This is a genomic window from Phyllobacterium sp. GQ127, assembly GCF_059758635.1.
Genome location: NZ_JCAXDZ010000001.1, coordinates 1,499,860 through 1,513,355 on the forward strand (window position 1 = coordinate 1,499,860; position 13,496 = coordinate 1,513,355).

The 13,496-nt window shown below is 53.1% G+C and carries 13 protein-coding genes; 4 read left to right on the forward strand and 9 right to left on the reverse strand.

Features of this window, described 5'->3' with window-relative positions:
• Positions 1 to 5: 5 nt before the first annotated feature.
• From iolD to iolB, 4 genes are read left to right on the forward strand one after another with little or no spacing between them, the layout of a single operon-like run.
• A complete protein-coding gene (gene iolD, locus AC6CHM_RS07645; protein WP_440805351.1) occupies positions 6 to 1,856 on the forward strand; it encodes a 3D-(3,5/4)-trihydroxycyclohexane-1,2-dione acylhydrolase (decyclizing) in 1,851 nt (616 codons plus the stop codon).
• A 31-nt stretch (positions 1,857 to 1,887) separates the two neighbouring features.
• Positions 1,888 to 2,772, forward strand: coding sequence for a myo-inosose-2 dehydratase (gene iolE / locus AC6CHM_RS07650; RefSeq protein WP_498172549.1), 885 nt, complete (start codon positions 1,888 to 1,890; stop codon positions 2,770 to 2,772).
• Positions 2,769 to 2,990 (forward strand): DUF3329 domain-containing protein, encoded by a 222-nt coding sequence (locus AC6CHM_RS07655; RefSeq protein ID WP_115052319.1) that lies wholly within the window; start codon positions 2,769 to 2,771, stop codon positions 2,988 to 2,990. The genes iolE and AC6CHM_RS07655 overlap by 4 nt, the downstream gene beginning before the upstream one ends.
• A 3-nt stretch (positions 2,991 to 2,993) precedes the next feature.
• On the forward strand, positions 2,994 to 3,791 hold the full coding sequence (gene iolB / locus AC6CHM_RS07660) for a 5-deoxy-glucuronate isomerase (RefSeq protein WP_498172550.1): 798 nt from the start codon (positions 2,994 to 2,996) through the stop codon (positions 3,789 to 3,791).
• A gap of 50 nt (positions 3,792 to 3,841) precedes the next feature.
• On the opposite strand, the gene iolG is transcribed toward iolB, so the two are convergent.
• The 9 genes from iolG to AC6CHM_RS07705 all read right to left on the reverse strand — a co-directional run bounded on the left by iolG (position 3,842) and on the right by AC6CHM_RS07705 (position 13,484).
• Complete coding sequence (iolG, locus tag AC6CHM_RS07665) at positions 3,842 to 4,831, reverse strand: inositol 2-dehydrogenase (protein ID WP_307279780.1); 990 nt, start codon at positions 4,829 to 4,831, stop codon at positions 3,842 to 3,844.
• A gap of 52 nt (positions 4,832 to 4,883) precedes the next feature.
• Complete coding sequence (locus AC6CHM_RS07670; RefSeq protein ID WP_498172551.1) at positions 4,884 to 5,897, reverse strand: ABC transporter permease; 1,014 nt, start codon at positions 5,895 to 5,897, stop codon at positions 4,884 to 4,886.
• Positions 5,898 to 5,952: 55 nt separating this feature from the next.
• Positions 5,953 to 7,494 carry a sugar ABC transporter ATP-binding protein gene (locus AC6CHM_RS07675; protein WP_336439654.1) on the reverse strand — a complete coding sequence of 514 codons (1,542 nt, stop codon included), beginning with the start codon at positions 7,492 to 7,494 and terminating at the stop codon, positions 5,953 to 5,955.
• An 86-nt stretch (positions 7,495 to 7,580) separates the two neighbouring features.
• Positions 7,581 to 8,510, reverse strand: a complete 930-nt coding sequence (locus AC6CHM_RS07680) for a sugar ABC transporter substrate-binding protein (protein WP_115053215.1) — start codon at positions 8,508 to 8,510, stop codon at positions 7,581 to 7,583.
• Between the two features lie 347 nt (positions 8,511 to 8,857).
• Positions 8,858 to 9,331 (reverse strand): YciE/YciF ferroxidase family protein, encoded by a 474-nt coding sequence (locus AC6CHM_RS07685; RefSeq protein WP_336439653.1) that lies wholly within the window; start codon positions 9,329 to 9,331, stop codon positions 8,858 to 8,860.
• Between the two features lie 182 nt (positions 9,332 to 9,513).
• Positions 9,514 to 10,098 carry a carboxymuconolactone decarboxylase family protein gene (locus tag AC6CHM_RS07690; protein WP_498172554.1) on the reverse strand — a complete coding sequence of 195 codons (585 nt, stop codon included), beginning with the start codon at positions 10,096 to 10,098 and terminating at the stop codon, positions 9,514 to 9,516.
• Positions 10,099 to 10,181: 83 nt separating this feature from the next.
• Complete coding sequence (locus tag AC6CHM_RS07695) at positions 10,182 to 10,997, reverse strand: TIM barrel protein (RefSeq protein ID WP_498172555.1); 816 nt, start codon at positions 10,995 to 10,997, stop codon at positions 10,182 to 10,184.
• A 154-nt stretch (positions 10,998 to 11,151) separates the two neighbouring features.
• Positions 11,152 to 12,237 carry an FAD-binding oxidoreductase gene (locus AC6CHM_RS07700; RefSeq protein WP_498172556.1) on the reverse strand — a complete coding sequence of 362 codons (1,086 nt, stop codon included), beginning with the start codon at positions 12,235 to 12,237 and terminating at the stop codon, positions 11,152 to 11,154.
• 5 nt (positions 12,238 to 12,242) lie between these two features.
• The gene (locus AC6CHM_RS07705; RefSeq protein WP_115052310.1) at positions 12,243 to 13,484 is read right to left on the reverse strand and encodes an aromatic ring-hydroxylating oxygenase subunit alpha; all 1,242 of its coding nucleotides are present in this window, start codon (positions 13,482 to 13,484) and stop codon (positions 12,243 to 12,245) included.
• Positions 13,485 to 13,496 lie beyond the last annotated feature (12 nt).

Genomic DNA, 13,496 nt, shown 5'->3' on the forward strand with positions numbered 1-13,496 from the left:
TTGATATGAGCAATACAGTACGTCTGACAATGGCGCAGGCACTGACACGCTTTCTCGCGGCACAGATGACCACGATAGACGGCAAGGAAATGCCGATTTTCGGCGGTGTCTGGGCGATTTTCGGCCATGGCAACGTGGCTGGTATTGGGGAGGCACTCTATCAAGTCCGCGATGAACTGCCGACCTATCGCGCGCATAATGAACAAGCGATGGCCCATGCCGCAATCGCCTTTGCCAAGGCGAGTTTCCGCCAGCGTATGATGGCCGTAACGAGTTCGGTGGGACCTGGCGCAACCAATATGGTCACCGCCGCCGCCCTTGCCCATGTCAATCGCCTGCCCCTCCTCCTGCTTCCCGGTGATGTTTTTGCAAACCGTATTCCCGACCCGGTTCTGCAACAGGTCGAATCCTTTGCCGACGGCACCATTTCCGCCAATGACTGCTTCAGGCCTGTGTCTCGTTACTTCGATCGTATCACGCGCCCTGAACAGATTATTCCCGCCCTCGCCCGCGCCATGACAGTGCTGACCGATCCGGCGGAGTGCGGCCCGGTCACTCTGGCTCTCTGTCAGGATGTGCAGGCGGAAGCTTACGATTATCCGGAGAGCTTTTTCGATAAGCGCGTCTGGTCACTTCGACGCCCGCGTCCTGACCGTAATGAGCTTTCAGCCGCTGTTGCAGCCTTGCAATCCGCCAAAAAGCCTTTGGTCATTGCCGGTGGCGGTGTCATTTTTTCGCAAGCTTCAAAGGAACTTGCTGATTTTGTCGAGGCTGCGGGTATCCCTGTCTGTGAAACGCAAGGCGGCAAGTCTTCGCTGCCCGATAGCCATCCACTCAACATGGCAGCTGTCGGGGTAACCGGCACTTCTGCTGCAAACCGGCTGGCACAAGAGGCCGACCTGATCATTGCGGTGGGTACACGCTTGCAGGACTTTACGACGGGTTCGTGGTCACTCTTCCAGAATTCTGCCAAGACTTTCATCGGCCTTAACGTCCAGACCTTTGATGCTGCAAAACATCGGGCGCTGCCACTGGTTGCTGATGCGAAAGAAGGATTGCTGGAGCTCACGGCCGCTTTGCAGGGATATAAGGCGCCTGCAAGCTGGACAGAAAATGCAAAGTCCGGAAAAGCCGAATGGCAAAAAGCCGCTGCAAAGGTTACCGGCCCTACCAATGCTTCGCTGCCTTCGGATGCACAGGTTATCGGTGCCGTGCAACGTACATTTGGCGCTGAGGCAACGGTCCTTCATGCTGCAGGCGGACTGCCGGGCGAAATGCACAAATTATGGCAGGCAGGTGCTCCCGGCTCCTACCATGCTGAATATGGCTTTTCTTGCATGGGCTACGAGATTGCTGGCGGGCTGGGTGCGAAGATGGCCAAGCCTGACGATGAAGTCGTTGTGATGATTGGCGATGGCTCCTATCTGATGTTGAATTCGGAACTTGCCACCTCCGTCATGCTGGGTCAGCGTATCACCGTCGTGCTGCTCGACAATCGCGGCTATGGCTGCATCAACCGGCTGCAAATGGGAACGGGTGGGGCCAACTTCAATAATCTTCTGAAGGATTCGAAGCACGAAGTCTTGCCCGATATCGATTTCGCTGCTCATGCCCGTAGCCTCGGTGCAATCTCAGAAAAAGTCGCTTCAATTGCTGAGCTGGAAACAGCGCTTGCAAGGGCAAAAGACAACGATCGCACAACAGTTATTGTCATTGATACCGACCCACTGATTTCGACGGAAGAAGGCGGCACCTGGTGGGATGTGGCGGTGCCGGAGGTAAGCCAGCGCAGCCAGGTCACTGCGGCACGCAAGGAATATGAACAAAAATTGAAATTACAGCGCGTCGGTGACTAAGCTGTTTACCGCTAACCAAAGGAACTGAAGAATGATCCGTATCGGGGCGAACCCAATCGGCTGGTCGAATGACGACATGCTGGAAATCGGTGGCGATATTCCACTGGAAACCTGTCTTGAGCAGGCAAAGGCAGCCGGATTTACCGGCATGGAACTTGGCAATAAATTTCCGCGCACTGCCGAAAAATTGCGCCCTATTCTCGACGCTTATGGGCACAGCCTTGTCAGCGGATGGTATTCAACCGAGTTGCTGGTCCGCGATGTGGATGCGGAACTTGAAGCTGTTAAAGATCACGCCACATTGTTGAAAGACATGGGCTGCACCGTTCTGATTGCAGCGGAAACATCAAATGCCATCCATTCCAATAAGGAGCTGCCACTTTCCGCCCGCCCCGTCTTGCTGAAATCGGCCTGGAAAGTCTTCGGCGAGCGCTATACCCGCTTGGCACAAGCCATTAAGCAAACCTATGGCCTGCAACTGGTCTATCACCACCATATGGGTACTGTCGTTCAGACGGAATCCGAGATTGACCGCTTCATGGAAGTCACTGGCGATGCGGTAAATCTTCTGCTCGACACGGGGCATGCGACTTGGGGTGGCGGAGATCCGGCGCGTCTGGCACGGCATTACAAAGCACGCATCGGCCATGTCCATTGCAAGGATATTCGCGAAGACGTCATGTGGGCATCAAACCGCGAAGACTGGTCATTCCTTGATAGCGTTCTCGCCGGTGTTTACACTGTTCCCGGCGACGGTATGATCGACTATGTTCGAGTACTTAAGGAACTCAAAGGCTATAGCGGCTGGGTGGTTGTCGAAGCTGAGCAGGATCCGACGAAAGCTGATCCGGCAACCTATTCCAAGCTTGGGCATGCCAATCTAAGCCGCTTCATAAAGGAAGCAGGGCTTGCGTGACTAAAGACTCCAACCATCCATTCTTCCGTCCCCTGTGGCGCAGAATTGCCGTCGTGGCGTTCTGCGTTGCTTGGGCAATTTTCGAATTTGCCACGGGAACACCATTCTGGGGCATCATCGCACTAGGCTTCGCAGGCTATGGCGTTTGGCAATTCATCATCGTCTACGACGCGTCGGAACCAGTGCCGCCGGCGGACGTTAATGCCGAGAAGGAATGATCCATGTCGAAACTTTTAATCAAGGCCGTGGATGGTATTGGCCATATTGCCAATATCACACCTGAAAGTGCTGGTTGGACTTATGTAGGCTTTGACCTGCACCGGCTGGAAGCCGGGCAGTCATTGTGTGGAAAAACCGAGGACAAAGAGGTCTGCCTCGTTTTTGTAACCGGCAAGGGCAAGGTAACTGCCAATGGCGAAGACCTTGGCCTTCTCGGCAAACGCATGTCGCCATTTGATGGCAAGCCATGGTCTGTCTACCTGCCTGAAGGTTCGGATTGGTCCATTTCAGCCGAGACTGGCGTCGAACTTGCCGTCTGCTCCGCACCTAGCCTCGATGGCGGGCTACCTGTGCGCGTGATATCGCCGGATGACCTTGGTCAGGAAACGCGCGGCAAAGGCACCAATACCCGCTATGTCACCAATATTCTTCCTGAAAACGAGCCTGCGGACTCACTTCTGGTGGTTGAGGTGATTACGCCGGGAGGACATACTTCCAGCTATCCTCCGCATAAACATGATCAGGATAATCTTCCAGCCGAATCCTATCTGGAAGAAACCTACTACCATCGCTTTAACCCGCCGCAAGGTTTTGGGTTCCAGCGTGTCTATACGGATGATCGCTCGCTTGATGAAGCCATGGCGATTGAGGATGGCGACGTGGTCATGGTGCCCAAAGGATACCATCCCTGCGCGGCCTGCCACGGCTATGACCTCTATTATCTCAATGTGATGGCCGGTCCAAAGCGCACGTGGAAATTCCACAATGCTGCCGAGCATGAATGGCTGACAAAGCTATAAGCTTTCAATTGTAGCTTCACCGAAAAAACGATGAAGCTGCAATTTGAAATTTACACCGTAATCGTCTTGCCTTCTTTCACCGAACGCAAGGCAGCATCGGCAAGTGCCAATGCGATCAGCCCATCTTCGCCGCTGGGGGCAGCTTGCGTGCCGGTGGCAATACCGTCGATAAAGGCCGCGATTTCGTTGGCATAGGCCTCCGTATAACGCGTCATGAAGAAGTCGTGCAGCGGCGGGCGCGTATAGCCATTGCCATTGGCAATTTCGATTGAAACGGCACGCTGATTTTCCGCTGCGACCATTCCCTTGGAACCATGCACTTCAATGCGCTGATCATAGCCATAGGTTGCACGGCGTGAGTTTGAAATCACGCATTGCTTCCCCGAAGCCGTCGAAAGAATGACGCTGACACTATCGTAATCGCCAAGCTCGCCAATCTTCTTGTCCACAAGTACAGAAGCATGTGCAGCGACAGACACAGGCTCTTCGCCAAGCAGGAAGCGCGCCATATCAAAATCATGGATAGTCATATCGCGGAAAATGCCACCAGAGCGGGTAATGTACTCGGCAGGTGGCGCACCGGGGTCACGCGAGGTTATGGTGACCATTTCCACGTCGCCAATCGCGCCATCGTCGATTGCCTTGCGTACTGCGGCAAAATGCGGGTCGAACCTACGGTTGAAGCCTACCATCAATGTCGCCTTTGTCTGCCTTACCACTGCAAGGCACTCTTCAACCCGCTTTACGTCAAGGTCGATCGGCTTCTCGCAAAAGATGGCCTTTCCTGCACGCGCAAAACGTTCGATGAGATCCGCATGCGTATCAGTCGGAGTACAGATGATAACGGCGTCGATATCGCCGGCACTCTCGATCTCATCAATGGTGCGCACTTCGCAGCCATAGGCAGCAGATAGATCCGTGGCAGCCTGTTCGAACGCATCGGCCACTGCAACAAGCTCTGCCCGTGCATTGGAGCCGATTGCCTTGGCGTGAACCTTGCCGATACGGCCTGCGCCCAGCAGACCAAAACGTACAGTCATTTCATTACCTCATGGAAGAATGGCCCGGGATGATTCCCGGGCGTTACAAAACTCAGACTTTTCTCTTTTTCTGGCGATATACGTCGATGACCACCGCTGCAACGATAATGATGCCTTTGATGATCTCTTGATAATAGGCGTCCACCCGAAGAAAGGTGAAACCTGAAATCATGACGCCCAGAATAATGGCGCCGATAACCGTGCCGGTGATGCGGCCTATACCACCTGTCAGCGATGTCCCGCCAATGACGGCCGCTGCAATCGCATCGAGCTCATAGGTCACGCCCATGCCCGATTGTGCTGTCTGTGCCCGAGCCGCGGTGACAATACCGGCAAGCCCCGCCAGCAGACCGGCAATGGCATAGACCTTGATGAGATGCCGTTCGATATTGATACCCGAAACCCGCGCCGCCTGTGCATTGGCACCGATGGCATAGGTGAACTTTCCATAGCGCGTATATCGCAAGGCTATGTGGAAAATGAGAGCCACGAGGAGAAAAACAATGACCGGCCAGATACTGGTTCCAATAAAATTGAATTGATCAGTCAAGCCCGAGATGGGCGAGCCCTTTGTGTACCATTTTGCAATGCCACGAGCAGAAACCATCATGCCCAGCGTGGCAATGAAGGGGGGAATTTTGGTTCGAGCAATCAGCCAGCCATTGATGATCCCGGCCAAGAGCCCGACACCCAGCCCGATAGCGATCGGTATGACGAACGGCAAGTCGGTAAGACCGGGATAAACCGGTCGCGCCCAGGTGGAGGATTGCGCAAAACTCGCGGCAATCATCGCGGTCATGCCTACAACCGAGCCTGACGAGAGATCAACACCGCCCGTGATAATCACTTGGGTGACACCAACAGCGATAATGCCGATCACTGAAACCTGCAGAATGATGATCCGCAGGCGCTGTGTGTTCATCAGAAAGCTCTGGCCTGCAAGTATCCAGCCAAGGATTTCGAACACCAGCGCAATCCCGATCAACACCAGAAGAATGTTGACTTCAGGCGGTAGCCGCCGGCTTCGGCGAGACGTAAGCGTTGCAGTTGCTTTTTCGCTTGTCATTATAGTTTCTCCCAATACCCCAGTAGCGTCGTCCGATCTGAAAAATTTGACCGGATTATTTTGACGCCAGCTCCATTACCTTGACTTGCGTCGCTTCAGCCCTATCCAGAAAACCCGTTACGCGCCCCTCATGCATCACCATCACGCGATCGCTCATGCCAAGCACCTCAGGCATTTCCGATGAGATCATGATGACCGCAACGCCCTGCCTTGCGAGCTGCGTGACGAGGCGATGGATTTCTGCCTTGGCACCAACATCAATGCCGCGGGTCGGCTCATCCAGAATGAGAATTTTAGGATTGGTAAGCAACCACCTACCAATGAGAACCTTCTGCTGGTTGCCACCGGATAGATTTTCGATCTTTTCTTCAAGATTGGGCGTCTTCACCCGCAAGGTTTCGCTCATCTTTTGGCAAACAGCCGTAATCTGCTTCTCCTGCACAAAACCAAATTTGGTAAAGCGATCCTGCAGCACAGCGATCTGCATGTTTTCAAGAATATCGAGGATCAGCAGGCAGCCCGTATCCTTGCGATCCTCTGTCAGAAAGGCCATGCCCATATTGATGGCTTGGTTGGGCGTGGTGACCTTTACCTCCTTGCCATTGATGGCAATGGTTCCTGTCGTGGCTGGAGTAACACCGAAAATGGTTTCAGCCACATTTGAGCGACCAGAGCCGACGAGTCCGGCAATACCCAGGATTTCACCCGCGCGAACATCAAAAGAAATGTTGTGAAATACATTCTTCAGCGACAAATCCTTCACCGAAAGCACGACATCGCCGATAGGCACAGTTTCCTTCGGGAACATCTGGGTGATCTCACGGCCAACCATCATTTTGATAATGTCATCACGGGTTACATCGGTTGAGGCATGTGTGCCGATGTAACGGCCGTCCCGAAATACCGAAAACTCATCGGCAATCTCGAACAGTTCATTCATCTTGTGCGTGATGTAGACAATGCCGATCCCTTGCGAACGCAGATCACGTATGATCGCGAAGAGATGTTCCACCTCGCGCTCAGTCAGCGCAGAGGTCGGCTCATCCATAATCAGCACATCGGATTCATAGGAAACCGCCTTGGCAATTTCGACCATCTGGCGGTTGGCGACCGAGAGATCCCGCACCTGGCTATCAGGATCGAGCCTGATATTCAGCCGCTGAAAAAGCTCGGCCGTCATATCGTACATTTTACCATGATCAACAAAGCCGAAAGCATTCTTCGGTTCACGGCGAATCCATATATTCTCGGCTACAGTCATGAATGGCATCAGGTTCAATTCCTGATGAATCATCGCTATGCCATTTTCGAGCGCGTCCAATGGCGATTTCAGGCGAATGGGCAGGCCTTTGAGATAAACCTCGCCCTCATCTGGAATATATATTCCAGCAAGTATCTTCATCAGAGTGGATTTACCGGCGCCATTTTCACCCATCAGCGCATGAACTGTCCCGCGCTTCAGCCGGAACTGCACACCATCCAGCGCCAAAACACCTGGAAATTCCTTGCGGACATTTTCAACATTCAAAAGATATTCCGCCTGCGGCACTGCACCGCTGGCACGAACTGCCGCCATGGTTGAAGGGCTGAGTGTCATGCTCTTCTCCTCCCAGAGAGTTTGGCTGCTTTAAATACCAATGCGGTCTCTCCCCAGGGGGGGAGAGACCGGCAACGACTTATTGCTTAGTTTTTTGACTGATATTTCGACAGGTTTTCAGGCGTTACGAGCTCGAAAGGAATATAGACCTTGCTTTCAATCTTCTCGCCTTTGGAAATCTTGAGCGCCGCATCGACAGCACCCTTGCCTTGCCCTGCCGCATCCTGGAATACGGTTACATCAAGATCACCGGCAGTCATTGCCGCCAAAGCGTCTTGTGTGGCGTCAACACCGGCAACAACGACACTGTCCGGGGCACGGCCTGCAGCCTTAAGCGCCTGGATAGCCCCGATTGCCATCTCGTCATTGTTAGAAATTACAGCGTCAAACTCCAAGCCAGCCGAGAGCCAGTTTGTCATCAAATCCGCGCCCTGTGTGCGCGACCAGTTGGCGGTCTGCTCTTCAACAATGGAGATTCCCTTGCATGCATCGGTCGCAATCACATCATGCACGGCCTTTGTGCGTGCCCGCGCACCCTGATTGGACAACTCGCCCATCATGACGACGACCTTGCCCTGCCCCTTGAGCAACCGGCAGACTTCCGTTGTTTCAAGTGTGCCCGCTTCAGTTTCATTGGAGGCCACAAAAGCCTGCTTCTCAGGCAATTCGTCGACATTTGCTGGCTGGCGATTAACGTAAACCAGTGGGATACCGGCATCGGCAGCAATTTTCGACATGGCCGCAGTGGCATCCGTGTCCACCGCATTGACAATAATCGCATCTACTTTTGAGGCGATGAAATTCTGAATCTGGCTCTGCTGTTTCGCCACGTCATTCTGCGCATCTTCAACCTGCAAAGTCACGCCATCAAGCGTCTTGGCATAGTCTTCCATCCCCGTGCGCAAAACGTTGAGAAAATTGTCATCAAACTGCGCCATCGACACGCCTATATTGGCGGCCAGCGCCGAACTGCTCATCAACGCTGAAACAGCCACTCCCAATAGAAACTTTTTCACTTTTTTCTCCTCCACAATGGTGCCCGGCAACACCTTTCTATCCGGAATCTTCCACTTCGTCCTTGTGGCCACTACCCCTGACCGGCAAGCGACGAAGTTATGGAAAGCGCGTATCTCTCGCGCAACTCGATCCTGGCGCGTTTTCGGAATGTACAGACCGCCACGCTAGTTTCTGAAATATTTATTCCATTTTAAGGCTTCATCGTCAAGTCCGATTCAACTCTCGATTATAGTTAGACGAAGTAATTAGTTGCACAGCTGCGCAAAATGGTTCGCTGTCCATCCAACATGAAAACGGGCCCGGAAAACTTGCCAGACCCGCTCAATTTGTCCGATAGAAGGGCCTGTTAAGGCTTGTTGACGCTCTCAACAGCGATGTTGGTCAGCTTGTTATTGGCTGCCTTCTCCTGATCGAGAATTTCACTGAGCAGCTTGTGAGCTTCGTCATGGCCGAGTGTTTTAGCCCATTCCCGCAATGAACCGTAGCGGGCAATCTCATAATGCTCCACGGCTTGCGCAGCGGCAAGCAAGCCCGCATTCAGCGCGGTGCCGGAAGCCTCTTCAATAAGACCATCCGTCTCCTTGATCAAACCTTCAATGGCATCGCATTTTTCGGCTTTCGGCTTAAGACCCAACGATTTGAAAACCTGGTCCAGCGTCTTTACCTGACCCTTCGTCTCTTCAAGATGCTCTTCTACTGCCTTTTTGAGTTTGGCGTCTTTGGAGGCGCTCGCAACTTTTGGTAGAGCTTTGACGAGCGCATTCTCGGCATAATAGACGTCATGCAATGTGTGTTCAAAAATCTCAGCTAGTGTCTTCATTATGATTTTCCTCCTGTCGATTGGGATACAGGAACCTTGGGGGAGCGATAATGTTCCGTCGCACCCAAGACGAAATCACATGACAATCAACCGAGCGTCTTGGGTCAATGCCAAAGAGATTCTGAAACAGCGCCATAGCCTATCGCAACGAAGCCTGTAAAACGGCGCAGTGCCTCATCAGTTTAGAAACGTTTTCCGACAGTCATCGCCGTTTGAAAATTCGTATCTGGATCAAGAAATATTGCTTCTGGCGCAGCGCCTGTCGCATCAAAGAAACGGCTGACAAAACAACGGAATGAGGCACATAGGGCGATGTCGCATATCTGGACATCCGTGAAGCCCGCCGCGCGCAGCCGATTAATATCTTCTTGTTCAACTTTGGAAGCATCCTGCGTAATCTTTTCCGCATAGACCAGCATTTCCACATCCGCAGCAGAAAGCCCGGCAGTTCGAAAATCGCTATGGACAGCGAGTACCATTTCCTTTGACCCAAGATCGCCGATCAGTTGTTTCGCATAAACATGCGAGCAATAGGTCGAAGGGATGTGCTTTGCCGCAATGAGCGTGATCAGCCGCCATTCTCGCATGCCGAGCGAAAAGCCTGCCCGTATTTTATCCATGAAATCTGTATAGGCGGGCAAAAGATCAGGGCGCGCCGTAAAGCAGCGCGTCGCGTCCATGACGAAGCCAAGCTGGGCTTTGTGCCTGGCATAAATTTCGGCCACTTCGTCCGTCGCGCTTTCATCGTCAATCGTTTGCAGGAACATCGCCATTCTCCCAACAATAGTCGCACCTACCTTATCAGAAAGGAGGACGCCATGGGATATAGGCCTTTAGAGCGAAGCGGCGATCAGCTCAATCGGGTATTAATCCATGCCATACTGGCAGAAATGGCACGTGCCGGGTCAGCCATTTTCTGGACTTCTTCTGCAAAAGGCTCAAACGAAAACAGGCCCTCGTAGCCCTGCTTCAAAAGTGCGCGGATCTGATCGACATTGCCAAGGCGATCATTCTCATCAACCAGAACCCTGTGCGGATCACGCATATCATCAATGCTCACATGAGGATCCGTCACGCCGGAAATATGGACGAGCCCTGTCAAATCCGGAAAAAATTCTGGCTCTCCGGCAAGACGATGATGGAAAGTGTCATGGACAAGCTTGAAACAAGCCTTATCCCCGATAGCCTCAATGGCACGCGCCGCCTCGCCCTTTGAACGAAGCGAGCAAATTTCAAAGCCCAGCGGCTCGACAAAACCCAACAGTCCGCGGCTCTCAAGAATGGGCTTTAGCGCCGTCAGCGCCTTTCGCAAATTAGTCTGCCGCTCACCCTCTTCCTGACCCGTACCATCATTGACAGGAACCAGAACAAGTGCCGCTGCGCCAGCGTCTCGCGCATAATCCGCAAGCTCAATAGCCTCGTGCTCACGTTCCGGAGTCCACTCGTTAAAGCGCTGCAAGGCATTGATCGTGGCAATGCGCACGCCGGCTGCTTTCGATAGCGCCTTCATTTCAGTTGCAGCTGTGCCGTCAATAATCGCATTGCCGCCAAGGTCATTACGAATCTCAACATCGCGCAAGCCAAGCGCCACCGCCAACTGAAAAAACGCGGCAGGGCGAAGATAAGGAGTAGCGATATGATTGATAGCAAAAATTGGTGCAGCCATTTTGGGTTCCTCCCCACAGCTTTGAGCCAGCCTGCTCTATGCGAATCTCGGCCTCTGGCAATACACGAGCTTCGTCAAGCAATGCATCGGGAAAAGCAAGGGGATTGAGATCGACAACACGAAAATGCGCTTGGGAGCTGGAGCAAAATTTGCGCTAGGCTTCCACTTCAACATTGCCCAACGGTTTGGAACAACAGGCCAGGATATAGCCTTCATCAATTTCCTCGTCGAGAATCCCGCCATTATGGTTCATATCGACATTGCCGGAAATTTTCATGACCTTGCAGGTGCCGCACAATCCGGATTCACAGGCCGCGGCAATTCGAATGCCAGCACCACGGGCAGCCTTGAGGATTGTATCGCCTGCGACGCAGTGCACATCCTTGCCGGCCATGGAGAAAGTGACGATCGCGGCAGTTTCAGACACCTCCGTAGAAATATCGTCCATTACCGGAAGCACAGGTTCGGCGGCGGAACCAAAGCTTTCCTGATGGTAATTGGCCATATCGAAGCCGGACTCTTCCAGCATGGCCCGAATATCGCGCATGAATCCGTCAGGACCGCAGCAGAAAATCGTCCGTTCCTTGAAGTCGGGCGACAATAGCGAAAGCTTCGGCGCTTCGAGCCTGCCTCTGATACCCGTCCAGAGCTGCCCCATTTCATGTTCCTTGATCAGAAAGGACAATTTGAGATTTGGCATGCAACTGGTCAGATATTCGAGTTCCTTGCGAAAAATTATATCGCTCGGGCGGCGTGCGCAACTGACAAAACTAATATCGCTTTGTGGTGCACAATCCTGCATCCAGCGCGTCATTGACATCATAGGCGTGATGCCTGATCCGGCAGAAATAAACAGATATTTTTCGCCGGGATGTTTTGAGATTGAAAAGTCACCCAGCGGCCCAAATGCTTTCAGCCGCGCGCCCGGCGTGAGGTGGTCCAGCATCCAGCGGGTGCCGATGCTGCCATCCTGCGCTTTGACCGTGATTGCAATCGTAAATGGCCGCGAGGGGCTGGAAGAGAGTGTGTAGGTACGCAGGACCGCATCCGGTTGCGTACCCAATTCAAACGTCATGAACTGGCCGGGTTCATACCGGAACCAGTTTTGATTGTCGGAACGAAATGTGAATGTCTTCACATTGGGCGCTTCCTCAATGACAGACAGGCACTCCAGCAGATGCAGCCGGTCGTTCCATGGCTGCATCTGATCGAGATGCGGGTACTTTTGAGGAATGCCCATATTCACTACGCTACCTTGCTCAGTCGCTTGTCGCCGGAAAGGCGCGTTTCCATCGTGTTGGAATACCATTCAAGGAATTGCAGAACACCGCCTTCATGCTCTACCGAATAAGGGCCCGGCTCATAGGCAGGAGAGCGAATGCCAAAAGCATTTTCTTCAACGATCTGGCGGTCCTGATCATTGGTTTCGAGCCAGACATGCGTGAGTTCCTCAATGGTGTAATCGACGCCTTCCACCGCGTCCTTGTGCACCAGCCACTTGGTCGTGACCTGGGTTTCGGTCGGGCTAAGCGGGAGAACGCGGAAAGAAAGGGCATGATCCCCCAGAATGTGATTCCACGTCGTCGGATAATGATAGAGCAATAGCGAACCGATCTGCCGTGCATTCACATCATCGCTAAGCTGACGCGCTACAGCACGTTTGCCCGACATGGTATAGCTCTCGGCTTCGTGAAGCAGCGGCACGCGTGTCGCGCGGTACTGGCCATTTTCATCGATACGGAACACGCTCGGAAGACCTGCGGCTTCGCATTTGTCCCAATGCGCCACGATTTCCGGATCATCCTTTGAGCCTTGTATGCCCGTCACGCTTGGTGCCTCAGGAAACGTCTTACAGAGTTCCGGATGATTGGCGGCGCAATGATAGCATTCGCGGTTGTTTTCCCACACCAGCTTCCAATTGCCCTTCTCCACGATCGAGCTTTGAAAGGCGACTTTGGTTTCGCTGAGGCGATGCGGTGCAAGATAAGGATCGATCATGGCACGCGTAGCGGCAAAATCCGGCGCAATCGGCGCAAGGCAGATGAAGATATAGCCGCCAACGCTTTCGCAATGCACCGTCTTCAGGCTGTGCTGGCTGGCATCGAAATCGTCGCCCATCTGGCGCGCGAATAATAGACGGCCATCCAGTTCATAAGTCCACTGATGATAGGGGCAAACAAGCTTCGCCGAGGTGCCCCGTTCAGAAGCACAAACGCGCGACCCGCGATGGCGGCATGAATTATGAAACGCGCGTATTTTCTTCTCGCGGTCCCGGACGATAACGACCGGATAATCGCCAATCTGCACGGTAAAATAATTGCCCGGTCGCGCCACTTCGCAATCATGACCGATAAACAGCCAGTCGCGGTAGAAGATATTTTCCATATCCAACCGGAAATACTCCGGATCATTGTAGAAAGCCTGCTCAAGGCCATAACCAGGTTTCCGGTGTTTCAGGTTCCGGAGTAGTTCACTATGTGCGTCCATGTCGTGTCCTCG

Bases quoted from the DNA above. Each gene is read 5' to 3' on its own strand.
- iolD (WP_440805351.1), top strand. From the start codon at position 6: ATGAGCAATACAGTACGTCTGACAATGGCGCAGGCACTGACACGCTTT.
- iolE (WP_498172549.1), top strand. From the start codon at position 1,888: ATGATCCGTATCGGGGCGAACCCAATCGGCTGGTCGAATGACGACATG.
- iolB (WP_498172550.1), top strand. From the start codon at position 2,994: ATGTCGAAACTTTTAATCAAGGCCGTGGATGGTATTGGCCATATTGCC.
- iolG (WP_307279780.1), bottom strand. From the start codon at position 4,831: ATGACTGTACGTTTTGGTCTGCTGGGCGCAGGCCGTATCGGCAAGGTT.
- AC6CHM_RS07670 (WP_498172551.1), bottom strand. From the start codon at position 5,897: ATGACAAGCGAAAAAGCAACTGCAACGCTTACGTCTCGCCGAAGCCGG.
- AC6CHM_RS07675 (WP_336439654.1), bottom strand. From the start codon at position 7,494: ATGACACTCAGCCCTTCAACCATGGCGGCAGTTCGTGCCAGCGGTGCA.
- AC6CHM_RS07685 (WP_336439653.1), bottom strand. From the start codon at position 9,331: ATGAAGACACTAGCTGAGATTTTTGAACACACATTGCATGACGTCTAT.
- AC6CHM_RS07690 (WP_498172554.1), bottom strand. From the start codon at position 10,098: ATGTTCCTGCAAACGATTGACGATGAAAGCGCGACGGACGAAGTGGCC.
- AC6CHM_RS07695 (WP_498172555.1), bottom strand. From the start codon at position 10,997: ATGGCTGCACCAATTTTTGCTATCAATCATATCGCTACTCCTTATCTT.
- AC6CHM_RS07700 (WP_498172556.1), bottom strand. From the start codon at position 12,237: ATGGGCATTCCTCAAAAGTACCCGCATCTCGATCAGATGCAGCCATGG.
- AC6CHM_RS07705 (WP_115052310.1), bottom strand. From the start codon at position 13,484: ATGGACGCACATAGTGAACTACTCCGGAACCTGAAACACCGGAAACCT.